This is a genomic window from Vibrio sp. PNB23_22_6 (assembly GCF_052877535.1).
The window spans coordinates 57,265-79,634 of the sequence record NZ_JBNFXP010000019.1; the positions used below are offsets into that span (position 1 = coordinate 57,265).

The window sequence follows — 22,370 nt, forward strand, 5'->3', positions numbered from 1 at the left end:
TTAGGCGCTTCATGAACAGGCTCCTTCCGACACGTAACCTTGACTGTTTATTTCGACGCGGCAGCGGCTACCGCCATTTTTATCTTCTATCAGAATAGAAACTCCAGCACTGACGTCTTGAGGATTACCTAACAAGTCAAATTTAATTGGAGAGAACGCCCCACTCAAACTAAACACCGCTTTAGGGTCTGCCACATAATCACTGCGTGATTCACGTTGGCTGCTACTCAATTCACATGCGGTCTTAGAGCCTATACACGAACTGGATACTTGGAGGATAAAGTTATCATCCTCACCGTCAATGTTGGATTGCATGCGGTTGATTTGTACTTGGCGAATGACGGAGATGGCTTGTTCTTGTAATGCGTAGGCGGAAATACTGGCCGTACCAACAAAGCGACTGGCCGCGTAAAACGAGAGAATAGAAAGGAGTACGATCACCAAGATCAATTCCATCAGAGTGAACCCTAATGCAGAGCTGCGAATTTTCATAACCCAACCTTAAGCTTAGGACAAGCGAATTAAGTATACGATGAAATGTCTAGGATAATGAGAGGCTTACAAAGCTTAAGCATGAAGTGTGAGTACGCGTGTAAATCGTAACTGCTAGTCTGCTAGTGACGCTCACCCTTTGCGCGTTCAAGCTCTTCCTCAATACGATCGTAAGTTTTTTTGTTACTCAGCGATTCCGAAACATGTTGTGCTTTTTGCTTAGTGACTTCCCACTGCGCCTCAACCTGCTCAGATTCAAAACTGATAAATCTTGGTAATACCACATAGCCAACCACACCGAGGAGGATTAAAACCACTGCGAACTCAACAGAGCTCAAGCCGGAGGATGTACGCATATGATCTATTCCGAGATTAACCAGAATTGGGAAAGAAAAGGCCAGACTGGCTGGCCTCAACCAATTTAGTTCAACTAAGGATTAGTTACACTCAGTATTACCCTCACCAGAAATAACAACTTCCACTTTAGCTGCATCGTTAGCTGAAGTACCCTCAGTGTATTTAACACAAGATGTTGAATAACCATCAATACCAAAATGGATAACGGTATCTGAAGGAGTACCTTTAACAACCCAATCCTGACTCAACCCATCAACTACAAGGCCAAGAGCTTGAGATGTCGCTTCTGGATAACCCCATACTAGATTCAAAGTACTAGTACCAACTGAAATTGCACCAGTAGCCCCCTCTTGGCCTTCAATAGCAGCTTTACCATAAGTAATGCCAACTGCGCCAACCATTGCACCTTTCAGACCTTCAAGCGTCGAGTTACGCGCATCATCTTGCAGGTTAAGGAAACGTGGTGCTGCCGTCACCGCTAGAATGCCTAGGATCACAATAACCACTACCAACTCGATAAGGGTAAAACCACCTTGTCTTTTCATTGTTTTTTCTCTCTATGTAAGCATGCAGTGTGACTGCAAATTTTATCGGTCACGTGACCATTTTTTTAGATAATGCTAAAACGGAATAACGCCTCACCCTACTCTGTTGAGTTCGCAAGATGAGCGCTTTCTCTACCGCTTGAGCAAAATGACGATTCGTCATTATTCATTCAAAGCATGACAAAAAGTAAACATGGTAAATTTACTTTTTATTACAACCTTTTTCTTATGGTAATACTTGGATTATACTAACTTTACTGGTCATTTGTAGCGCTAAAGTGCCAAAAAATTCACTCCGCCAGCCTTTTGACGCTCAATTTCAAGTAGTTATTACTCGAATTAACTACAATTTTATAACCATTTTCGTAAGCATAGTCACACAGAAAATGATTACTTTTAACCACACCACGAGTTTCCAACAACTCACTCGACATAATGCTACGTTGTGGATAGTGCACCGTCAGCCAATAGTCACAATCGAGCGCTCCGCCAGCGACAAAAGGTGAGACTAACCCTTCGTCCGTCATTAGCAGCTCAAAACCATCCATCGACAGTGTTTTGGGCTCACCATTGAGTAACCATGCGTGGCGATAACGCAGGACGCTATCTTGCATCCAAGCCTTAGCCATATTGACACCGGTCGCTTGGCCTTGCTGCTCAATTGGTTTGAGGTTATAAATCAAAGCAACAAGCAGAATGACCACCACGAATCCACCAAGAATGGCCGACGCCCTTGTTTGGTTTTCAACCACGCATTAGCCGCCTTTGATAATGTCTAACATTCCCCACATTGGTAAGAAAATACCAAGCGCCAACACCATTACCATGCCGGCCACAATAACCAAAAGTAATGGTTCAATTCTAGCCGTGAGAGTTTTAAGATCATAATCTACCTCTCGGTCATAAAAATCCGAGACTTCCAGCAATAATTCATCAATTCGCCCCGTCTCTTCACCGACCGCGATCATCTGTATCACTAACGGGGTAAATATTTTGCTGTTGATAGCGGTAACCGAAATAGTGCTGCCCGCCTCAATAGAGGCTTTCATTTCCAAAATTCGATTTTCTAAAAACTTGTTACCCAAGGCTTCACCAGCCAATGCCAAAGACTGATTCAGTGGCACACCCGATTTAAGCATCAAAGAAAAAGTGCGAGCAAAACGGGACAATTGTGCTCGGTTGACGATGTCCCCGACTATTGGTAAATGCAGGCGGAACTTATCGAACCGCTCCAGCCCATCCGCAGTTGCAACCCATGCCTGAAATGCAAAAAAAGCACCGACCATGGTCACGATCAGCATGCCCCAATAGTTAACGAAAAAGTTGGATGTGGCGATCAAAATACGCGTCGGTAATGGCAACTCGACTCCAAAGCGGGTAAACATAGAGGCGAATTCCGGAATCACCAAAATGTTGAGAATAAACATCGCAATGGTAATAAACACGATCACAAAGGTCGGATAACGCATTGCCGCTTTGATCCGTTTGCGCGTCTCCAATTCCTGCTCGTAATAGTTAGCAAGCTGCAATAACGCCTCATCTAAACGACCCGTGTTCTCACCGACATTGATCATCGAGACAAATAGCGGGCTAAAGACTTTAGTGTGCGGCTGCATCGATGCCGATAGACCTCGACCGTTACTGAGTTCGGACACGACGTCTTCAAGTGCGTCTTTTAGCTGTTTGTTTTCACAGTTTTGCAGCAGACCGCGCATAGAGCGCAGCAGCGGCACCCCCGCTTTAGTTAGACTGAACAGTTGACGAGAAAACAGAATAATCACTTCCAGCGGAATGGCCGGTACGAGCAGCTTTGACAAGCTCACCTTGTTCTTAATCGCTTCTTTTTCTAAACGCAGGTTTAGCGGGATGATCCCTTTATTCATCAACGCCTCAGCCGCCGCCTCTGAGTTGACCGCATCCACTTTGCCACTGGTTGGCTTGCCGTCCAAAGAACGGCCTTGATAACGAAAAGTTGGCATTCACTTACCTACATCAAAATCGGGGCTAATTGACCAGAAGCATCACCCTCACCAAGCGCCATCACTTCATCCAAACTCACGATTCCCTGCAACGCCAACTCCATCGCCGATGCCAAAAGCGGCTTGTAATTTGGAGAACGACGCGCCACTTGTGCAAACCCGACCGCATCATTAGCACGCAGCTTATCCATCATGTCTTGTTCAAGTTCGAGTATTTCAAAAACACCAACTCGGCCGCGATAACCCGTCATGTTGCAGTTTTGGCAACCATTACCTCGATGGAATACAGTTCCAACTTGATTCGGGAACCGTTCAGCTAGCCATTGCTGACGAGCGCCATCTAACACATCCGTCGTTTTGCAATCAGTACAAATTCGGCGCACAAGTCGCTGAGCCACCACGGCGCGAACCGCACTTGCCACCAAGTAACCAGGCGCGCCCATGTCAATCATACGTAATGCACTTTCGATCGCATCATTGGTATGTAAGGTACTCAGAACCAAATGCCCTGTCAGGGCTGCTCGCAAGCCGATTTCAACCGTTTCTTGGTCACGCATCTCACCGATAAGAATAATGTCCGGGTCTTGGCGTAGAAAGGTGCGCAGCACACGAGAAAAAGTCAGGTCGATCTTACTGTTTATTTGAACCTGAGTAATACGCGGTAAACGATACTCTACAGGGTCTTCTGCAGTAATGATCTTTTTGCCCGGGTCATTGAGCTCACTCAATGCGCCGTAAAGCGTCGTGGTTTTACCCGAGCCCGTAGGTCCGGTCACCAAGATCATGCCGTGCGGACGCGAGAGCTGGCGACGTAAGCGCGCCAGTAAATCAGGTGGTAAACCAGAGTCTTCCAGTTTGCGTAAACCGGAAGATTGGTTAAGCAAGCGCATCACCACTGACTCACCGTATTGGGTTGGTAGTGTCGACATACGAATATCGACCGATTGGCCACGCACTTTGATATTGAATCGACCATCTTGTGGTAAACGCTTTTCAGAAATATCTAAGTGCGCCATCAGCTTTAAACGCAACACTAAAGCAGGGGCTACTTTAACTTCATTGAGGATCGTCTCATGCAATATCCCATCAACGCGCTGACGCAAACGCAACACCTTGTCATCTGGCTCGATATGAATGTCTGACGCGCCAACTTGCACCGCATCTTCAAACATCGAGTTAACCAGTTTCACTACCGTGACGTCTTCACTGTCGCTTTCATCAATACCGTAGTTAAATCCCTCAACGTCTTGGTGCTCCGCTTGCAACTGCTCTGCAAAAGAGGCGATTTCTTGGGTTCGGCGATAGTAACGGTCAAAGCTTTCAATCAACTGACGTTCTGGTGCGATGATAAACTCTAGGTTGTATTGACCAAGTAAGTTCATCAACGATTCTTGGATAAATAGGTCGGCAGGATCACTCATGGCAACACGCAACGTGTCGTCATTTTTTGCCACCACCAACGCGCGCAAACGGCGGGCATGCACTTCAGGAAGGATCGGCACAACATCCGCATCAACAGGAGCGCGGCTTAGATCAATCAAAGGCAAGGCCAATTGCTGAGACAAAAATTCCAACATCTGCTTTTCTGTAATAAAGCCGAGGTCAATCAAGGCATCGCCAAGCTTCTGTCCGGTACTTCGCTGTGCCGATAATGCCTGCTGAATTTGCTCTTCTGAGACAATGCCTTCTTCTACTAACAGATCGCCTAAGCGTTTTCTCAACTGAATTTTCATTGTGCACTCTCCAGTTGCTTTAAAAGATTCAAGCGATCACGAATGAAAGCTTGTGATTGATTTGAGATGCCGACTTTTCCAAGCGCTTGTTGGTATGAGTCAATTGCGGATTGAAACGCCAATGCTCGCTCTTGCTGAATCGCAAGCCCCAACCACCAGCGAGCGTTTTCAGGTTCTCGCGAGGTAAGTAGTTGATAGCTTTCCAATGCAATCTCATTCTGTTTTTGCTTTTGTGCTAATGCTGCTCGCATGGCTAAATAGTCACGACTTGGCGCAGGCGGCATATGAACGAGAGGGCTCAGTGCCGCTTCAAGTTGTTCCGCTTTAACCAATAATTTAGATAACGCCAAGCGCAAAACCTGGTTATTCCTATCTAAGTTGATCCCCGCTTGAAGGATATCGTACGCTTCGCGTGTATCGCCTTTGCCAAAATAGAGCGCCGCCAATTTCTGACGCGCTTCAACGTTGGTCGGTTGATAACGTAATGCCTCATTAAATGCCGCCAATGCACTCTTCATGTCATTGGCATCCATTGCCTTATCAGCACGAACCAACGCTTTTTCAGCCAACTGTTGAGGTGTCAATTCTACCTGCTCAATACGCATTGAACTCGCCGGTACAGAACTCGACGGCGTTGAGGCCGATGGAGCACTCGGCACCGGGATAACCTTGGCTAGCAGTACAGGGGGGGGCACTTGGCGTGGTTCGGTATCATGCAACGCTTTATCCGCCAGCAGCTTCTGATGAACATCTTCAACCTTCACCTCAGGCTGTGGAGATTCCACTCGCTTGGTATAAATGACGTTATCCAGTTCAGGCGTCGCTTTGCTAGTTGGTGACTCACTCACCTTGGTCAAGGTGGTGACAGGCACGTTGACAGATTCCGGAGCTCTTACTGCCAAGGTAGGAACGGAAACCCTGTCTTGCTCTGCGAAAGATGGTTCTTGAGACACTGCCCACCCACCAACCGCGAGGCTTAATGAAAAGCCCCCTACCAGCCAAAGCCACGGCTTATTCTTCGATACACACGGAACTTCTGCTTTAATTAGCGCAGAAGGCGATTCTTTTTCAGCAAGTTCTGATAATGCTTTATTGATAGCACTCAAGGCTGACTCCATCCCCAAAATACGGGGGTTTTAAACTTAGGTTTTCGGGCGTCAAACGTATCGTGAATCGCCACATAAACGTGATGATTTTTCAAAAAGCTGCAACGATCATTAAACGCGGAAAGTAGAGCTTTATGACTGATCTGATTTATCAGGCGTGGGATCCCCATTGCAGAGCGCCAAATTGCCTTTTTCTGCTCGATTGAGAAAATATGGGCACCATTTCCGGCTTTATCTAAGCGATTGTTGATATAAGCGACCCCTTCATCAATCGAAAGAGGACGAAGTTGACAACTGAAGGTTATCCGCTGACGAAACTGCCTTAACTCATGGGTTCCTAATCGCTCATCGAGTTCTGGCTGACCGAACAACACCAGTTGAATCAACTTGTGTTGCTCCGTTTCTAAGTTACCAAATAGCCTCAATGTTTCTAGCGCCTCAGCAGACAGCACCTGCGCCTCATCGACAATCAATACCGTTCTCTTACCGCTTGAGTGAACCTGAATTAAATGCTCTTGAATAAGAGAAACAATACACAGCGGATCGCTGCCTTCAATTCCCAACTCTCTCGCAACAGCAAACTGAAGTTGCTCGCCACTCAGTGCCGGATTAGGCAAATAAACGAGTTCAACTTGCGATTCGATTTGTTCAATCAGCTTACGGCACACCATGGTTTTGCCGGTACCAACTTCACCGGTGACCTTGATCACTCCCTCACCCATTTTCACCGCTGCCAAGATGGTTTGAATGGCGTCATAATGCGGCATCAGCCCTAAAAACATTTCTGTATTTGGGGTCAGAGAGAAAGGTTGAGATCGGAATCCGAAATGCGACAAGTACATAGGCTAATCACAACACCATGATAATGATACGATTCCCCACGCCCTTTATTGAGCGTCAGGGAACCACTCTTGTAGTAAATCACGCGAGCGTTCTAACTCTTTTTGCCACGTATTTACCCCAACCACGGTAGGTTTAAGTAAAATCACCAGTTCGGTTTTCTCTGTTACGTTATTCACGTTACGGAATAAATGACCTAATGCTGGTATGTCTCCTAGGAATGGAACCTTTGAAACAAGCTCACGATTTTGCTGTTTCATCAAGCCGCCAATCACAACCACATCGCCATTTTTCGCGCGAATCACGGAATCTGACTCTCGAATCGAGCTTTTTGCCAAAGGCAGTTGGATATTCTGGAAATCGCCACCTAAATTGAGCCGCTTCACCTCTTCTTCCACTTCGATAACTGCCGGGTGGACATGCAGAAATACATTACCTTGGTCATCAATTTGAGGCGTAACATCGAGAGAAATCCCCGAGAAGAACGGGGTCAATTCTACTTCAGGTACAGCATTAGAGTATTCACCGTTACCAACGTTACTTGAAAGCTCAGTAACAAAATACTCATCGGTACCCACTTTGATAACCGATTTCTGGTTATTCGCGGCGGTAATACGCGGGCTAGAAAGCACATTCAAGTCACCTTGAGTCGACATGAAACTCAGTACGGTTTCAAAATTGCCATCCGAAATTGTCACATTGGTTTGACCGCCCAATAGTGAGCCAATCGCATCCAATGGCGGTAATGCTGATGCCGCTCTCTCCACCACTATACTGCCTGAATTGCCAATCGATGCTGTCATATCAGACCAGTTGATTCCTTGCTGATAACCGTCGCTCAAAGTCACTTCTAAAATCTTCGCTTCAAGGATCACCTGACGCTGCATACGCTCTTGAGAGACACCTAAGAACTCACGCACTTCACGGATTTCATCAGGAAAAGCACGAACCACAATCACACTGGCTTGCGGCGTCACCACCACACTTTGTCCCTTTCCGGACCCTATCAGGTTTGCGACCGCTTGTTGCAACATTGGCCAAAAATCACTTTCGGTAATGGTTTCAATCCGCGTGCCACCCGTCGATGTGGTTGAACTATCACTCGAGTTTGAGTTGGATGAATCTGAATCATTTGAGCTACCACCAGAACTCGATGTTCCGGCAGAGGTGACAGAGCCAGTAACGATGCTCGTCAACGAGCGACCCGAGCGCTTAAACTGCAGGTAATCAACCGGAATGGTTACCGTGCGCATACCTGCTGGATATACTTGAATCACTTTGCCTGACTTCACCACGTCGTAACCATACATATCTTGCACGACGCGCAGTACTTCATCCAATGTCACATCAGAAAGGTTGACGGTGACGTTACCTTGTACAGCAGGGTGAATAGCGACGCTGTACTCAGTACCTTTGACCAATGAAGTAAAGAAACTGCGCGCTTCGACCGCATTCGCTTGAATAATAAAACGCTTCAACATGCCTTGCCCTGATGCCACATTGCTCTCTAGATTAGGCATTAAATCGGCTTCTACTGAAGATGGGAGCTCTTCAAGCGCGCGACTGTTTGCTTGATTAATAGATTCGTTGAGAGCTTGCTTCACTTCAACTGGGTCGCGGTGTCCCATTGAACATCCCATTAAGGAAGCAATTGTTATTCCTACCACTAATTTGCGCATATCTGATCAGGCTCTGGTTATTATTTTTTTACGTTCAAACCAAAAAGCGCGAGCTTCCACTGGCGGTCACCACGCTTTAACGTTACAAATTCACTGTTAATTCTTACAACACGATAGCCATTGAACAGTGCTCCCTGTTCAACAATTCGGTTATTTAAAGTAGCAATACATTCTGTGCTGGATTGGCACACAATGCTGTTGAGTGTTGGCAAGCGATATTGCTTCACTCTTGACTTTGCTTTCGATTCAGCCACAGGCTTCTTCCAGCCTAATGGTGCCGTTGGGTCTTGATTCGCCCACCCCCCACCTGAAGCAACTATCAGCATCGCTGAAATAATGCGTTTTTTAACCACCGATAAACTCCTCTCGAGAACCTAACGTGTACACTTCTAACACCAGTTTCGCTTTTGGATACTCATCTACCTTGTAATTAAAACTGCGCCAGTAGTAACTCGTGGGCAAGCGCTCTAACTTAGAGAGGTAATTCAGTATCGAGAAGTAATCCCCCATCAGTTCCATACGCACAGGATGTACGTAATAACCAGAGTATTGCGACGCTTCTTTGCTTTCAGTAATCGGTTCTGCAGGTAAGGTCTTTAGCGACAACAAATAAATTCCACTTTGTTGTTCAAGCACGCTTTCAAGTAGTTCTGCCATTTGAGAAGGCGTAATTAAATGCTCAATAATCTCAGACAATTGCAGAGAAAGGTACTGACTCTCTGCCAATAGATCAGAAATGTCTTGATCAATTTCCGCATTCGGGTCTTTCTTCAATTGCGCTTGAATGCGTAAAATATCAATTTCTGTTTTTTGATTGGTCAACTTCAAGTTGCTTAGTCGCTTATCATTACTGGAAATTTCCTTTAGTTTTGGCTCCAAAACCAAAGTAAACAGCAGCATCACGATTGCAACTAAACCACACAGTGCAACCAGCACTTTTTCACGTGCGCTCATTTCATCAAAGCGTTCTTCCAATGAGAGCCAAAATTCCTTCATTGCTCTTTATCTCCGCGCGTCTTCAACTCAAAGGTCACTACGTTTTCATCATTACGTCCAATCGTCACATCATCGAATGTTCGACCAATTAAACTGATCTCATTTTTAAATTGGCGAACCCAATTAGGAACGGCACTTGGTGACCTGGCTAACCCTTTCAAGTCAAGCGTATCATTATTGATATCGATTTCTGACAGTGAAATATTATTACTGCCCAATTTAGCTAAAGACTGCATCACCCCAGAGTAACCCGTACGCTGAGAGTCATCATATTTACCTACTGCTTTCATTGAATCGCGTTTTGCTTTGACTTCTCGCTCAAGACGCACTTTCGCCGCTAACTTGTTTGTGTCAGGCTGATGCTTACGAAGGCGAACTTGATAGCGCTCAAGCTCAGAGTTCAGGATATTGCCTTTGCTCTTCACAATCGCAATTTCATCTTCAACGCCATTACTTTGCCAAGTGACATAGCCGTATGAAAGAAGGATCATCGCAGCCGTTACTCCCCAAGAAATCGCCACATTTTTCAGTGTGAGAAGGTTCTTTTTCGGCTTTAGAAAGTCTGGGTATAAATTCACCCGTTGCGTAACAGCGTTTGCTGCCGTGTCAGCCAATAAATGCCCAGAGAGCTCATGCCCCCCCGGAAGCAGTGGTGATACTTTGGTGCTGAGGCGGTAATTGAGCGACTGGACTAACTCATTCTCGTCTTCCTCATCACAACACACTTTGAGTTGATGCAGTTGCACATGACGAAGCTGTGAAGAGAGGTAGTCAATCGAACGTTGTAACTCTAGCGAAAGACCGTCCATCTGCAGTTCGCTAGATGGAACCCCGGTTAATGGTGGTGTCACGCTGCGAATTGAACGATGGAAAGCAATGGTGTGATCAACAAAAGCACTGATTCGGAAGTGCCCACGTGTACTGTACTGCAATAACAAGAAGTTACCTAACTCACCCGCAGTATTACCCCAAACATCATCTTCAGGAACAATTGCGTCTAATGTTAGGTGTACTCGACTCGCCAGCAGAACGAGCTTATCTACAATTTTCCGAGACAACACATATGCCTGAATTTTATTCGAATTCGGCAGTTCTACGGCATCGGAAATAATGTCGATTGCACGTTCAGATATCAGTTCTTTCAACAAAAAAGGCAACGCTGAAGGCCACTCTTGACGCGGCATTGCGGGCTTGTCGATCTGATACATCTGATAGTAGTTATGCGAAAGTATCACCGTCAGAGAGTCATAAGCGCTTGCTGCAACACTTAATGCTTGCTCACAGGCTCGTTCCCAGTTTGATTCTGTAATGTCAATCTTAGATGGCCGACTGCGAGTCGCTGATGATGATAAATAAACGGCGTCTGGCTGGATCACCAAAAAGCACGTGCGATCACCGGCAGATGAGCGCTTGAGCTTGCCGAATACTGCTTTAAAATCCATGTTCATTATCTTTATTATTTCCGCCAGCGATTTCTTCTTCCCAGCTTCACTTGAGATTCAGAATGAGAACTTTGCTTTGCCTGTGGACGAGGAAGGTACTGCTCCTCTGCGGAGAAATAACGCCCTTGGCCGCCATGAACCCCTAACTCAACCAGAGTATTTAGTTCATGCTTATTCTCAATTCCCACTGCTATTATTTTAGTTTTACTGTTTGCGGCCGCCCCCAACATACTACGGACAAACAGTTGGTTCTCATGTCTCTGGTCAATTTTGGCAACTAAACTGCGATGCAGCTTCAAGTACCTAATTTCCACTTCTTTTAAATAATGGGTGCTCACAATTGTTCGACCCGCCTGCCCAATCATGATCTGACATTCTAAGCCGGCCAACATTCTTACCGCTGGTCGCATAAAGTCTAAGTGTTTTACGAATTGCGCCTCTACAAACTCAAATATCAGCGCCTGCCTTTGTTCTCGTGATAACTGCAAGAGTTCATAACGAAACCACTTGAAGTACTCTCTACTTCTAAAAGGAGTCACATTGAGGTTAAGGACATAACACTGAGTTCTATCGATGCTACCTTTAAAATCATTTAAGAATTTATTAATAACAGCTCGATCCATTTGCGCTTCATAACCGACTTGTCTTACCGCAGAGATAAAGCGGGAAGCCTTCACAATGCCATTTTCTGGGTCGTGAATTCGACAGGTTAATTCTTCATGCAGTGTCTGTTTATGCGCCGAATCACTTATCAAATAAGCAGATTGTGCGTAGATTATCACATTTTCAGATGTAAGCGCTGAATCAAATAGCGTACGCCACCTCACGCTACCGCGTACATTTTCATCATGATTCCACTTTTTAAACCGACTCCAGTTATTACTATTCTGTAACTGGGCACTACGAAGTGCGGTTTCTGCTTCATCAATGATTTGGCTGTGACGCTCGCCTTCTTTATACATGGTCATGCCAATGTGACACCAGTTTTCTGCATCTAATGGATACGGAGGGTGTAGTTTCTCTAATTGACGAATACACTGCGAGGCCAAATTCGCCACATCCTTTCCAGCATAGTGAGGAAGAAAAAGGGCAAAATCAGCATCGTAGTAACGAGAAAAGACGACTTCTGGAAAGCGTTGTACTAAGTTGGATAGCAGACCACCGACTTCAACGATAAACTCATCACACGTTTGTTTATCTTGCTCCTCTTCAACCAACTTCCAATCTTGAATGCGCACCAATAATACGGCCCCGCTTGCGCCACTCTCCAACAGCGCAGATTCAAGCTTGCTATCAAACAATACACGGTTAGCAGTGCCCGTTAACTTATCAAGGAAAGTTTGTGTCCGGATAAAGGTATCAAAGCGGCTGCGTTCTTGACGCGCGTCTTGAAGCTCTTCGATTAAAACATCCAGGGCCTCACTGGCAGTGTAAGGCCACTCTCTTTCATCACCTTTCGCATATTGTTCTACGCGACCAGCTAATATCATTCGGCCACGCTCTTCGAGCATTTCAGAGCCTGATAACTGCTCTTTTAGCCATGCGACACCACGCATTAAGCAAAAGATGATCAAAATAACGGCAAGCGTAATTGACCACAGCGCCTGCATTGAGTAGCCATAGCCTAGGTAAGGGGGAATCGCTTTGAAGTAGATGACATAATCTTGGTTATGAGTAAGTCGAAACTCTTGCTCAAATAAAACCGCATTATCCATCTTATGGGAAGTATCTTTAAAACGATAAACAACGGCGTTGTTGGTCGATAGTGTCATTTCGACGATGCTGCTCGCTTGCAGCATTTTTGGCATCCAACGCTGCATTGAATACGCGGCATCTGGATCTTCCATCTCTTTATCAACAACCTCGACGATCCCCTCCAAGTAATGGGTTAGATACTCTTGTCCTAGTCGTTTAAAAGAGAGGGTGCCACCGACAAACAAAATAAACATTGCGCAAATAACTATCATGGTGACAAATGCCACCAGACGCGTGCTTAACTTAAGAGTGGGGGTATACCTCATGAATGCCAAATCCCTTTTTTATTCATCATATACCTTATTGAATGACTTATACTTGATAAGCAATCAGTAAACAATCTGATTCGTTTGATTGTGAGAGTCTGAGGCGGAAAGTTATTGAGTTTCAAAACGCAATCTAAGCTCGAGTGAATCAACACTATGATGTTCATCTACCCGCGAATTCAAGGTCAAAACTCGCCCCTTTTACTAAGCTAGGTTGAGCAATGATTCACAGTAATGGGTATTGGTCATGCTTAACACATAAAAAAGCCGCGTATTCGCGGCCTTTCAAATTCAGAAGCAATGAAATTTAAAACGGAATATCGTCATCAAAATCCATTGGAGGCTCGTTGTATTGCTGCTGTGGCTGCTGCGGAGCCTGCTGCTGTTGCTTAGGGGCATTGTACTGCTGCTGGGCTGGCTGCTGAGGCTGTCCCCAACCACCTTGCTGCGGTTGCTGACCACCCATTGCTGGAGCGCCACCTTGAGCACGACCACCAAGCATTTGCATTACACCATTGAAGCCTTGAACAACAACCTCTGTTGTGTACTGATCTTGGCCTTGCTGGTTTTGCCATTTACGAGTCTGTAACTGACCTTCAATGTATACTTGCGAACCTTTACGAAGGTACTCGCCCGCGACTTCAGCTAGCTTGCCAAATAGCACAACACGGTGCCATTCTGTTTTTTCGCGCTGTTCGCCAGTCGCTTTATCACGCCATGAGTCTGAAGTAGCAATCGTAATGTTTGCTACTGCACCGCCATTAGGCATGTAACGAATTTCTGGGTCATTACCTAAATTTCCCACCAAGATAACTTTGTTAATTCCACGGCTGGCCATGATGTGCTCCGTTTCACTCTGGATATATAAAATTTTAGCGCATTAGAATAACACGCTTTGGTGAATTGATTAAAGCCTAATCCGAATGAGTTGTAACGGCAAAGCTCTGGCGTCTGAATCTCTATGCCCCCCCCCTCACGTAGCATTTCTGATTCGCTTTGCAGACATCGTTTCCTGATCCTTTGAATCTCAACGCATTTTTTTGCCTGCCCTATAGCTCTTAGTAATCATTAATGACAACGTATTAACATTGTGTAAACTTTGGAGAGATTGGCGCGTGAAAAAATCGGCTTATGCGAGAAAACTGTTTCTGATTAGTATGGAAGAGCATGCAAAGAAGAAAGTTAATGCATTGGAGAGATACACCGATATCGACATTCCAGTGATCTCTACAGAGGCCTTAATGGAGGCGAGTCCAAAGCATCGCAACAAAATCTTACTGATAGACTTCAACGAGCATAAATCACTTATTCGAACGATTAAGAATCTGCCTTTGATTTGGAAAAACTTCGAAACGGTGGTGTTTAATGTCCCCAAGCGCTTAACTACGGATGAGTTGCTTACTTTCGGTCAATTGAAAGGCGTGTTCTATCAAGATGAGGCTATCGAGCTCATCGGAGAAGGCCTCAAAGGGATCATTAACGGGCAGAACTGGTTGCCAAGAAATGTCACGAGCCAATTGTTGCACTACTATCGCAATGTCATTAACACCCATACAGCACCTGCAACAGTGGATCTCACCATTAGAGAGTTACAGGTTCTACGCTGCCTTCAGGCTGGCTCCTCAAATAACCAAATGGCTGAAGAGTTATTCGTGAGTGAGTTCACCATTAAGTCGCATCTTTATCAGATTTTCAAAAAACTGTCAGTCAAAAACCGCGTCCAAGCGATTGCTTGGGCAGACCAAAACTTAATGTCGTAAGAATCAAGCTTGTTAGTTGGTCTAATTTCACACATTTCTCATACTTAGTTCATGATTATTCTGCGTGTCTCATGATAAAGTAGCGCGTAGATTCTTAAAAATGATAAGAAAGGATATTCCCCCAATGATTAAAAAATGTCTATTTCCTGCGGCAGGCTACGGTACGCGCTTCCTTCCAGCGACGAAGTCAATGCCAAAAGAGATGATGCCTGTTGTAAACAAGCCACTGATTGAATACGGCGTTGAAGAAGCGATTCAAGCAGGGATGAACGGCATGTGTATTGTAACAGGCCGTGGCAAGCACTCAATCATGGACCACTTCGATAAGAACTACGAACTTGAGCATCAGATCAGTGGAACCAATAAAGAAGAGCTGCTAGTAGACATTCGTGAGATCATTGACTCAGCCAACTTTACCTACATTCGCCAACGCGAAATGAAAGGCCTAGGCCATGCGATCTTGACTGGTCGTGAATTGGTTGGTGATGAGCCATTTGCCGTTGTTCTTGCTGATGACCTATGTGTCAATGAAGACGAAGGCGTATTGGCGCAAATGGTCACCCTGTTTAAACAGTTCCGCTGCTCAATTGTTGCCGTACAAGAAGTACCAGCAGAAGAAACGCACAAATATGGCGTTATTTCTGGTGAAATGATCAAAGACGATATCTACCGCGTTGATGACATGGTTGAGAAACCAGATCCAGGTACTGCACCAAGTAACCTAGCGATCATTGGCCGCTATATTCTCACACCCGATATTTTTGAGTTAATTGAAAATACCGAACCAGGCAAAGGCGGCGAAATCCAAATTACGGATGCGCTGCTCAAACAAGCCAAAGCGGGCTGTGTTCTGGCGTACAAATTCAAAGGTCAACGTTTTGACTGTGGTAGCGTAGAAGGCTACATCGAAGCAACTAACTACTGTTTCGAGCACCTCTATCTGAAAGATGAAAAGAAGTCAGAACTAGGTAAACACGCCACCAAAAAAGAAGCATAGCGCCTCCAGATAGAACAACTCAAAAAGCTCGGCACTTGCCGAGCTTTTTACTGTTTTTTTATCCAGTGCCTTCTTTGCACATTTCTCCGACTATGTAATACTTGCTTCACTTGGTGACACATAGAGCAAAAATGATGGACAAAATAGAAGTTCGTGGTGCCCGCACTCATAACCTCAAAAACATCAACCTCACGATCCCTCGCGACAAACTAACCGTGATTACAGGATTAAGTGGTTCTGGCAAATCATCCCTCGCTTTCGATACTTTGTACGCAGAAGGCCAAAGACGTTATGTTGAGTCATTATCGGCTTACGCCCGTCAATTTTTGTCTCTTATGGAAAAGCCTGATGTGGATCACATCGAAGGTTTGTCTCCTGCAATTTCTATTGAACAGAAGTCGACGTCCCATAACCCTCGCTCAACCGTAGGTACCATAACCGAAGTCTACGACTACTTACGTCTACTGTATGCCCGTGTGGGTGAGCCCCGCTGTCCAACGCACCATTCGCCGCTTGCTGCGCAAACTGTCAGCCAGATGGTAGACAAAGTGTTAGCGTTGCCGGAAGGCAGTAAGATGATGCTACTTGCTCCCATCGTGAAAGAGCGTAAAGGTGAGCACGTTAAAACCTTGGAGAATCTTGCTGCTCAGGGCTTTATTCGCGCACGCATCGATGGTGAAACTTGCGACCTTTCTGATCCACCGCCGCTAGAGTTGCACAAGAAGCACACCATCGAAGTGGTTGTCGACCGCTTTAAAGTACGCCCAGATTTGCAGCAACGCTTAGCTGAATCATTCGAAACCACACTGGAGCTTTCTGGTGGTATTGCTGTCGTTGCACCAATGGATGGTGACGGTGAAGAGGTGATCTTCTCTGCCAACTTTGCTTGTCCAATTTGTGGCTACAGCATGCAAGAGCTTGAGCCTCGCTTATTTTCGTTCAACAACCCTGCTGGTGCGTGTGGCACTTGTGATGGTTTAGGGGTACAACAGTACTTTGATCCAAGTCGAGTGATCCAAGATGACTCTTTGAGTTTAGCGCAAGGCGCGATCCGCGGCTGGGATCAAAAAAACTACTACTACTTCCAAATGCTGTCTTCTTTAGCGGATCATTACGGGTTTGATCTTCATGTGCCATTTAACTCACTACCGAAGAAAACCCAAGAAATCATTCTAAAAGGCTCAGGCCGCACTGACGTTGAATTCAAATACATCAACGATCGTGGTGATATTCGTGTTAAGCGTCATCCATTCGAAGGGATCTTAAATACGCTGGAACGTCGTTACCGAGATACGGAATCAAACTCCGTACGTGAAGAGTTGGCGAAATACATCTCAACTAAGTCTTGTTCAAGCTGTGGCGGTACACGCTTACGCCTCGAAGCCCGCAATGTATTCATTGCCGATACGACTCTGCCAGAGATTGTCGAGCTGAGCATTGCTGATTCCCTCGAGTTTTTCCATACGCTAAAACTGGAAGGACAACGCGCTCAAATTGCAGAGAAGGTCATGAAAGAGATCACTGACCGCTTACAGTTTCTTGTCAATGTTGGCCTGAATTATCTCAACCTCTCACGCAGCGCAGAAACACTGTCGGGTGGCGAAGCACAACGCATTCGCTTAGCAAGCCAAATCGGAGCGGGTCTTGTCGGTGTAATGTATGTTTTGGATGAGCCATCTATTGGCCTCCACCAGCGAGATAATGAACGTTTATTGAAAACCCTGACTCACCTACGAGACTTGGGGAATACCGTATTAGTCGTTGAGCACGATGAAGATGCGATTCGCTGTGCTGACCACGTGATTGATATTGGTCCAGGTGCCGGGGTTCATGGTGGCAATGTGGTTGCGGAAGGCACCATGGCTGAAATCATCGCTAACCCAAACTCACTGACTGGGCAATACCTCAGTGGCACTAAAGAGATTGCCGTACCAAAAGAACGTACGCCATGCGATCCCAAGAAAACCGTTGAGTTGGTTGGCGCAACTGGCAACAACCTAAAGAATGTCGACCTTTCGGTTCCTGTCGGCTTATTTAGCTGTATTACCGGAGTATCTGGCTCAGGTAAGTCCACGTTAATCAACGATACATTCTTTAAAATTGCTCATACCCAGTTGAATGGTGCAACAACCGCGCATCCTTCACCATATAAATCCATCAAGGGTCTAGAGCACTTCGATAAGGTTATCGATATCGACCAAAGCCCTATTGGTCGAACACCGCGTTCAAACCCTGCGACTTACACGGGGATCTTTACCCCAATCCGTGAACTGTTTGCTGGTACGCAAGAGTCACGCTCCCGTGGTTACAAGCCAGGCCGTTTTAGCTTTAACGTCCGTGGTGGTCGTTGCGAAGCCTGTCAAGGTGATGGGGTTATTAAAGTAGAAATGCACTTCCTGCCCGATGTGTATGTGCCATGTGATGTATGTAAGGGCAAGCGTTATAACCGTGAAACGTTGGAAGTTCGCTATAAAGGCAAAGCGATCGATGAAGTACTAGAGATGACTGTAGAAGATGCCCGTACTTTCTTCGACCCTGTGCCAGCGATTGCCCGTAAACTGCAAACACTGATGGATGTGGGCTTGTCTTATATTCGCCTAGGTCAAGCGGCAACCACGCTTTCTGGTGGTGAAGCTCAGCGTGTGAAACTGGCTCGAGAACTGTCTAAGCGTGATACAGGTAAAACCTTGTACATTTTAGATGAGCCGACAACCGGTCTGCACTTCCACGATATCCAGCAGCTACTAACTGTACTACACCGTTTGCGCGACCATGGAAATACCGTTGTCGTCATTGAACACAACCTCGATGTGATTAAAACCGCTGACTGGATCATCGACTTAGGGCCAGAAGGTGGACAAGGTGGCGGAGAGATAATTGCTCAAGGCACACCGGAATATGTGTCTCAGATCGAAGGTTCGCACACTGCTCGCTTCCTTAAGCCTATGTTGAAATAGAAAAAACAGGTAAAGTACAAAGACCAGCCATTGCTGGTCTTTTTTTTCATTTAAAACAATGCAATCTCTATGGCTACTATACATGTAAGTGGAACCAAACTTTCACCTGAAAAAGTTCTCGTTCCCCTCAATCGCAAGTTCCTTATGGTATTGGCAGCACTGTTTTTGCTGGCGATGCATTTCTTTATGCCTAACCCTGGGGGCTCTGGGTTAGCACTCTCATTTAATGCGACGACGTGGATTGCATTCAGTTTTGCTTTAGGTATCGGCTTGTATCAATTCGCTACAAATCGTGAGTTACGCTACTCCAAATTAACCATTGGATTGTTCATTAGTTGCATCATCATAACGCTGCCAGTGTTCTATCCTAATGCGAACAGTATATTGGCCGCCAGCAAACTGATAGGGCTTTGGAGCGGCATGCTATTTTTTATTGTGCTGCAACAATTCCACTTCAGTAACAAGCACCGTCAACGCCTACTGTGGTTTATTGTTCTCGCTGTCGTTATAGAGAGCATCTTTGGTTTAACACAATACTTGTACCTTAAACCGGGGAATATATTTGGTTACAACACAGAGGCCAACCGTCCTTATGGTATCTTTCAACAGCCCAATGTGATGGCGAGTTTCCTTGCCACCGGGCTGGTGATAGCCAGCTACCTACTTGCTCGCCAGCCATACAAGTATTCACGTAAGTTGAGTGATATTTATCTACTCTACACCGTCCCAATTTTTACTATCCCTCTGATTGTGGTACTTGCCTCTCGCACTGGCTGGCTGGCTTCGATCATCGCTATTTTGCTAGTTATTCCATACATGTACCGCTATGCCACTCAAGGGCGTTTTTTACGTTGGCTAGCCGCTTTACTCACCGGGCTCGCCCTTGCAGTCTTCATTATGCATATCGCCTTTCCAAGTGGAGGGGGCTTAGCAAATGAAAAAGTAAACATGGAATCGCCTCGTACTTATACCTTCCCGCAAGCCTTAGATATGGTGATTGAGAAACCATTTACCGGATATGGTTATGGGAAGTTTGAATCTGAATACATACTGTATACGGCTCGGCAGCACGCATTGAATGAGCAATACCCTCCAGGCCTCCCCTCAATGGACCATCCACACAATGAACTGTTTTATTGGGGCGTTGAAGGCGGTTTACTGCCTATTCTTGGCATCTTTTTGGCGATGTCTTTAGTGCTACACCGAATTTATCAGGCGAATCGAGGCACACGTCTGGCACTGCTAGCACTATTCATTCCCATTGTTTTGCATTCACAACTCGAGTACCCGTTCTATCACTCTCTTGTGCACTGGCTGATCTTTATCATTTTGCTTTATTGGGTGGATCAACGAGTCTCACGTTACCGTCAAATAGGCTTTAGTCGCATAACCAAAAGTTTGCTGCGCATTTGTAGTCTATTGTTCCCTATCGTGGTCACTTTCTATATGGTGAGTGCTCTACACACAAACTACGTACTCACCAAGTTTGAAACCACGCGTCCAACCAATCCAGACATTCTCAATCAGGTCTCTAATCCCGTGGTATGGAAAGATCGCTTTGATTGGGATGTGTACAGTACCTTCCTAAATATTGGCTTATATAAGCAAGACCCAACGTTGATTCAGCCATACATTGATTGGTCATTAGAGATCATTAAAGACAAACCACGCCCAGCGTTCTACAACAACCTGATACGAGCGTATCAAGGGCTGGATGAGACAAGTAAGGCAGAGCAAATTCGTGCAGAAGCACAATTCTTATTCCCTAACATTGATTTCAGTGATGTGAATTATCAACCGCCTTATCAGGCTCTTTCAGCCTCACCAACGCCAGCCCCAAGCGCTAAGCAATAAATAAAAAAAGCGAAGGGATAACCTTCGCTTTTCTTTATCCTATGACCAAATCCGTTATTCGATCAACGACTCTTCTAAAGCTCGTAAACACAAGGCGACATTTTCAGGTCGAGCACCATAACCCATCAGACCAATGCGCCATGCTTTGCCAGCCAGTGAGCCAAGACCTGCGCCAATCTCTAGATTATAGATTTCAAGTAAGTGATTACGCACTTTTGCTTCATCAATCCCTTCGGGGACATAAATCGCATTAAGTTGCGGTAGGCGATACGCTTCTTCTACCACAAATTCAAAACCTAGCTTTTGCAAACCAGCTTTGAGCTTCTCATGCATTAACTGGTGACGCGCCCACGCATTTTCTAAACCTTCATTCTTAAGGATCAGTAGAGCTTCATGCAGCGCATACAAACTGTTCACCGGCGCTGTGTGGTGATAGCTGCGTTTGCCTTCTCCACTCCAGTAACCTAATACTAGGCTTTGATCCAAGAACCAGCTTTGAACCGGTGTCGTTCTGGATTGAATCTTCTCTATGGCTGCAGGAGAAAGCGTCACTGGCGATAAGCCAGGAACACAGGACAAGCATTTTTGGCTTCCAGAATACACCGCATCTAACTGCCACTCGTCGACTTTTAGAGGCACACCACCAAGCGAAGTCACGGCATCGACGATCGATAGCAAACCGTATTGCTTCGCAAGCTTACCCAAGACTTGAGCGTCACTTACCGCGCCCGTCGATGTTTCTGCATGAACAAAAGCAAGAATCTTAGCATCAGAGTGCTCCTTTAACGCTTCTTCAACTTTATCGACCGATACAGGCGTTCCCCACTCATCATCGACGACAACGGCCTCACCACCAGCACGAACCACGTTTTCACGCATGCGCTCACCGAAAACACCATTACGGCAGACGATGACTTTGTCACCCTTTTCAATCAGGTTGACGAAACACGTTTCCATGCCCGCACTGCCCGGAGCTGAGACAGCGATAGTGAATTCATTTTCTGTTTGGAAAGCGTATTTAAGCAACTGTTTTAGCTCATCCATCATGGCAATGAAAAGGGGATCTAGGTGACCAACGGTTGGACGGCTAAGCGCCTGTAAAACCTGAGGTGAAATATCAGAGGGACCAGGTCCCATCAAAATACGGTGTGGGGGGATAAAGCTTTGGATCGGCATGTCAGCTCCTTGATTGCAGTCTTTCATCCTGAGCGTTATAAAAGTTCTATTCAAAGGCTGGCTCAGGTATCGAAGTTTTCACCCTAATAGATTTTTCCTCTATCGGCAATTAACCCTAAGTATAGAGGTCAAACCACTGTCACAAATTCGTTAATAAAAACTTTCATAATGGTTGAGATATTGGTTGACAATGTGACAACAAAACCGTTCAATGTTTAAGCTTTATGCAGAAGAGGAGCACTGCCCAGGCAGGTGATTTGTGGAGCCGCAATTCCAATACCAATCACTCAGGGGGAGCAGTGCCGAGGTAAGTCAAAGTTGCAGGATTTGACTTGTCGGTTGACTTGGGTTGAGTCCCATCAACTGTCATCAGTGCCGTATGATGAAGAGCTTCTGAGGGTAAATTTTCAAATTACATTCTAACTACCTCTCTATT

At 45.7% G+C, this 22,370-nt stretch carries 19 protein-coding genes and 1 riboswitch; of the genes, 4 read left to right on the forward strand and 15 right to left on the reverse strand.

What is annotated here, in order from left to right; translation table 11 throughout:
* Window positions 1–9 precede the first annotated feature (9 nt).
* The 14 genes from ACVA54_RS14770 to ACVA54_RS14835 all read right to left on the reverse strand — a co-directional run bounded on the left by ACVA54_RS14770 (window position 10) and on the right by ACVA54_RS14835 (window position 14,028).
* A complete protein-coding gene (locus ACVA54_RS14770; protein WP_119464566.1) occupies window positions 10–492 on the reverse strand; it encodes a type II secretion system protein in 483 nt (160 codons plus the stop codon).
* 122 nt (window positions 493–614) lie between these two features.
* On the reverse strand, window positions 615–848 hold the full coding sequence (locus ACVA54_RS14775) for an MSHA biogenesis protein MshA (protein ID WP_119464567.1): 234 nt from the start codon (window positions 846–848) through the stop codon (window positions 615–617).
* 81 nt (window positions 849–929) lie between these two features.
* Entirely contained in the window at window positions 930–1,394 is a 465-nt protein-coding gene (locus ACVA54_RS14780; protein WP_446649713.1) for a type II secretion system protein, read from the reverse strand.
* A gap of 290 nt (window positions 1,395–1,684) precedes the next feature.
* Complete coding sequence (locus tag ACVA54_RS14785) at window positions 1,685–2,146, reverse strand: MSHA biogenesis protein MshF (protein ID WP_446649714.1); 462 nt, start codon at window positions 2,144–2,146, stop codon at window positions 1,685–1,687.
* A 3-nt stretch (window positions 2,147–2,149) separates the two neighbouring features.
* Window positions 2,150–3,373 carry a type II secretion system F family protein gene (locus tag ACVA54_RS14790; RefSeq protein ID WP_119464569.1) on the reverse strand — a complete coding sequence of 408 codons (1,224 nt, stop codon included), beginning with the start codon at window positions 3,371–3,373 and terminating at the stop codon, window positions 2,150–2,152.
* 8 nt (window positions 3,374–3,381) lie between these two features.
* Window positions 3,382–5,106, reverse strand: coding sequence for a GspE/PulE family protein (locus tag ACVA54_RS14795; protein ID WP_119464570.1), 1,725 nt, complete (start codon window positions 5,104–5,106; stop codon window positions 3,382–3,384).
* Window positions 5,103–6,224 (reverse strand): tetratricopeptide repeat protein, encoded by a 1,122-nt coding sequence (locus ACVA54_RS14800; protein WP_446649715.1) that lies wholly within the window; start codon window positions 6,222–6,224, stop codon window positions 5,103–5,105. The genes ACVA54_RS14795 and ACVA54_RS14800 overlap by 4 nt, the downstream gene beginning before the upstream one ends.
* A complete protein-coding gene (locus ACVA54_RS14805) occupies window positions 6,209–7,054 on the reverse strand; it encodes an ExeA family protein (protein WP_446581080.1) in 846 nt (281 codons plus the stop codon). The genes ACVA54_RS14800 and ACVA54_RS14805 overlap by 16 nt, the downstream gene beginning before the upstream one ends.
* Before the next feature lie 45 nt (window positions 7,055–7,099).
* Window positions 7,100–8,731: a pilus (MSHA type) biogenesis protein MshL gene (gene mshL, locus ACVA54_RS14810; protein ID WP_446649716.1), complete on the reverse strand. Its 1,632-nt coding sequence runs from the start codon at window positions 8,729–8,731 to the stop codon at window positions 7,100–7,102.
* 20 nt (window positions 8,732–8,751) lie between these two features.
* Window positions 8,752–9,084 carry an MSHA biogenesis protein MshK gene (locus ACVA54_RS14815; RefSeq protein WP_172438149.1) on the reverse strand — a complete coding sequence of 111 codons (333 nt, stop codon included), beginning with the start codon at window positions 9,082–9,084 and terminating at the stop codon, window positions 8,752–8,754.
* The gene (gspM, locus tag ACVA54_RS14820; RefSeq protein WP_099080113.1) at window positions 9,077–9,727 is read right to left on the reverse strand and encodes a type II secretion system protein GspM; all 651 of its coding nucleotides are present in this window, start codon (window positions 9,725–9,727) and stop codon (window positions 9,077–9,079) included. The genes ACVA54_RS14815 and gspM overlap by 8 nt, the downstream gene beginning before the upstream one ends.
* A complete protein-coding gene (locus tag ACVA54_RS14825; protein WP_119464574.1) occupies window positions 9,724–11,169 on the reverse strand; it encodes a PilN domain-containing protein in 1,446 nt (481 codons plus the stop codon). Before ACVA54_RS14825 ends, gspM begins: the two co-directional genes overlap by 4 nt.
* A gap of 14 nt (window positions 11,170–11,183) precedes the next feature.
* Window positions 11,184–13,190 carry an RNase E specificity factor CsrD gene (gene csrD, locus ACVA54_RS14830; RefSeq protein ID WP_099080111.1) on the reverse strand — a complete coding sequence of 669 codons (2,007 nt, stop codon included), beginning with the start codon at window positions 13,188–13,190 and terminating at the stop codon, window positions 11,184–11,186.
* 307 nt (window positions 13,191–13,497) lie between these two features.
* Window positions 13,498–14,028: a single-stranded DNA-binding protein gene (locus tag ACVA54_RS14835; RefSeq protein ID WP_099080110.1), complete on the reverse strand. Its 531-nt coding sequence runs from the start codon at window positions 14,026–14,028 to the stop codon at window positions 13,498–13,500.
* A 277-nt stretch (window positions 14,029–14,305) separates the two neighbouring features.
* On the opposite strand from ACVA54_RS14835, the gene ACVA54_RS14840 reads away from it, so the two are divergent.
* The 4 genes from ACVA54_RS14840 to ACVA54_RS14855 all read left to right on the forward strand — a co-directional run bounded on the left by ACVA54_RS14840 (window position 14,306) and on the right by ACVA54_RS14855 (window position 20,758).
* On the forward strand, window positions 14,306–14,950 hold the full coding sequence (locus ACVA54_RS14840) for a LuxR C-terminal-related transcriptional regulator (RefSeq protein WP_099080109.1): 645 nt from the start codon (window positions 14,306–14,308) through the stop codon (window positions 14,948–14,950).
* 124 nt (window positions 14,951–15,074) lie between these two features.
* On the forward strand, window positions 15,075–15,947 hold the full coding sequence (gene galU / locus ACVA54_RS14845; protein ID WP_099080108.1) for a UTP--glucose-1-phosphate uridylyltransferase GalU: 873 nt from the start codon (window positions 15,075–15,077) through the stop codon (window positions 15,945–15,947).
* A gap of 134 nt (window positions 15,948–16,081) precedes the next feature.
* The gene (uvrA, locus tag ACVA54_RS14850; RefSeq protein WP_099080186.1) at window positions 16,082–18,904 is read left to right on the forward strand and encodes an excinuclease ABC subunit UvrA; all 2,823 of its coding nucleotides are present in this window, start codon (window positions 16,082–16,084) and stop codon (window positions 18,902–18,904) included.
* A gap of 69 nt (window positions 18,905–18,973) precedes the next feature.
* Window positions 18,974–20,758: a PglL family O-oligosaccharyltransferase gene (locus tag ACVA54_RS14855; protein WP_099080107.1), complete on the forward strand. Its 1,785-nt coding sequence runs from the start codon at window positions 18,974–18,976 to the stop codon at window positions 20,756–20,758.
* A gap of 54 nt (window positions 20,759–20,812) precedes the next feature.
* Here the strand turns inward: ACVA54_RS14855 and ACVA54_RS14860 are convergent, their stop codons facing one another.
* Window positions 20,813–21,934 carry a pyridoxal-phosphate-dependent aminotransferase family protein gene (locus ACVA54_RS14860; RefSeq protein ID WP_446581091.1) on the reverse strand — a complete coding sequence of 374 codons (1,122 nt, stop codon included), beginning with the start codon at window positions 21,932–21,934 and terminating at the stop codon, window positions 20,813–20,815.
* 222 nt (window positions 21,935–22,156) lie between these two features.
* Window positions 22,157–22,335: riboswitch (Lysine riboswitch) on the forward strand.
* Window positions 22,336–22,370 lie beyond the last annotated feature (35 nt).

Excerpts from the sequence above, each read along its gene's own strand:
- ACVA54_RS14770 (WP_119464566.1), bottom strand. The coding sequence starts at position 492 with ATGAAAATTCGCAGCTCTGCATTAGGGTTCACTCTGATGGAATTGATC.
- ACVA54_RS14775 (WP_119464567.1), bottom strand. The coding sequence starts at position 848 with ATGCGTACATCCTCCGGCTTGAGCTCTGTTGAGTTCGCAGTGGTTTTA.
- ACVA54_RS14780 (WP_446649713.1), bottom strand. The coding sequence starts at position 1,394 with ATGAAAAGACAAGGTGGTTTTACCCTTATCGAGTTGGTAGTGGTTATT.
- ACVA54_RS14790 (WP_119464569.1), bottom strand. The coding sequence starts at position 3,373 with ATGCCAACTTTTCGTTATCAAGGCCGTTCTTTGGACGGCAAGCCAACC.
- ACVA54_RS14795 (WP_119464570.1), bottom strand. The coding sequence starts at position 5,106 with ATGAAAATTCAGTTGAGAAAACGCTTAGGCGATCTGTTAGTAGAAGAA.
- ACVA54_RS14800 (WP_446649715.1), bottom strand. The coding sequence starts at position 6,224 with ATGGAGTCAGCCTTGAGTGCTATCAATAAAGCATTATCAGAACTTGCT.
- ACVA54_RS14805 (WP_446581080.1), bottom strand. The coding sequence starts at position 7,054 with ATGTACTTGTCGCATTTCGGATTCCGATCTCAACCTTTCTCTCTGACC.
- mshL (WP_446649716.1), bottom strand. The coding sequence starts at position 8,731 with ATGCGCAAATTAGTGGTAGGAATAACAATTGCTTCCTTAATGGGATGT.
- gspM (WP_099080113.1), bottom strand. The coding sequence starts at position 9,727 with ATGAAGGAATTTTGGCTCTCATTGGAAGAACGCTTTGATGAAATGAGC.
- ACVA54_RS14825 (WP_119464574.1), bottom strand. The coding sequence starts at position 11,169 with ATGGATTTTAAAGCAGTATTCGGCAAGCTCAAGCGCTCATCTGCCGGT.
- csrD (WP_099080111.1), bottom strand. The coding sequence starts at position 13,190 with ATGAGGTATACCCCCACTCTTAAGTTAAGCACGCGTCTGGTGGCATTT.
- ACVA54_RS14835 (WP_099080110.1), bottom strand. The coding sequence starts at position 14,028 with ATGGCCAGCCGTGGAATTAACAAAGTTATCTTGGTGGGAAATTTAGGT.
- galU (WP_099080108.1), top strand. The coding sequence starts at position 15,075 with ATGATTAAAAAATGTCTATTTCCTGCGGCAGGCTACGGTACGCGCTTC.
- uvrA (WP_099080186.1), top strand. The coding sequence starts at position 16,082 with ATGGACAAAATAGAAGTTCGTGGTGCCCGCACTCATAACCTCAAAAAC.
- ACVA54_RS14855 (WP_099080107.1), top strand. The coding sequence starts at position 18,974 with ATGGCTACTATACATGTAAGTGGAACCAAACTTTCACCTGAAAAAGTT.
- ACVA54_RS14860 (WP_446581091.1), bottom strand. The coding sequence starts at position 21,934 with ATGCCGATCCAAAGCTTTATCCCCCCACACCGTATTTTGATGGGACCT.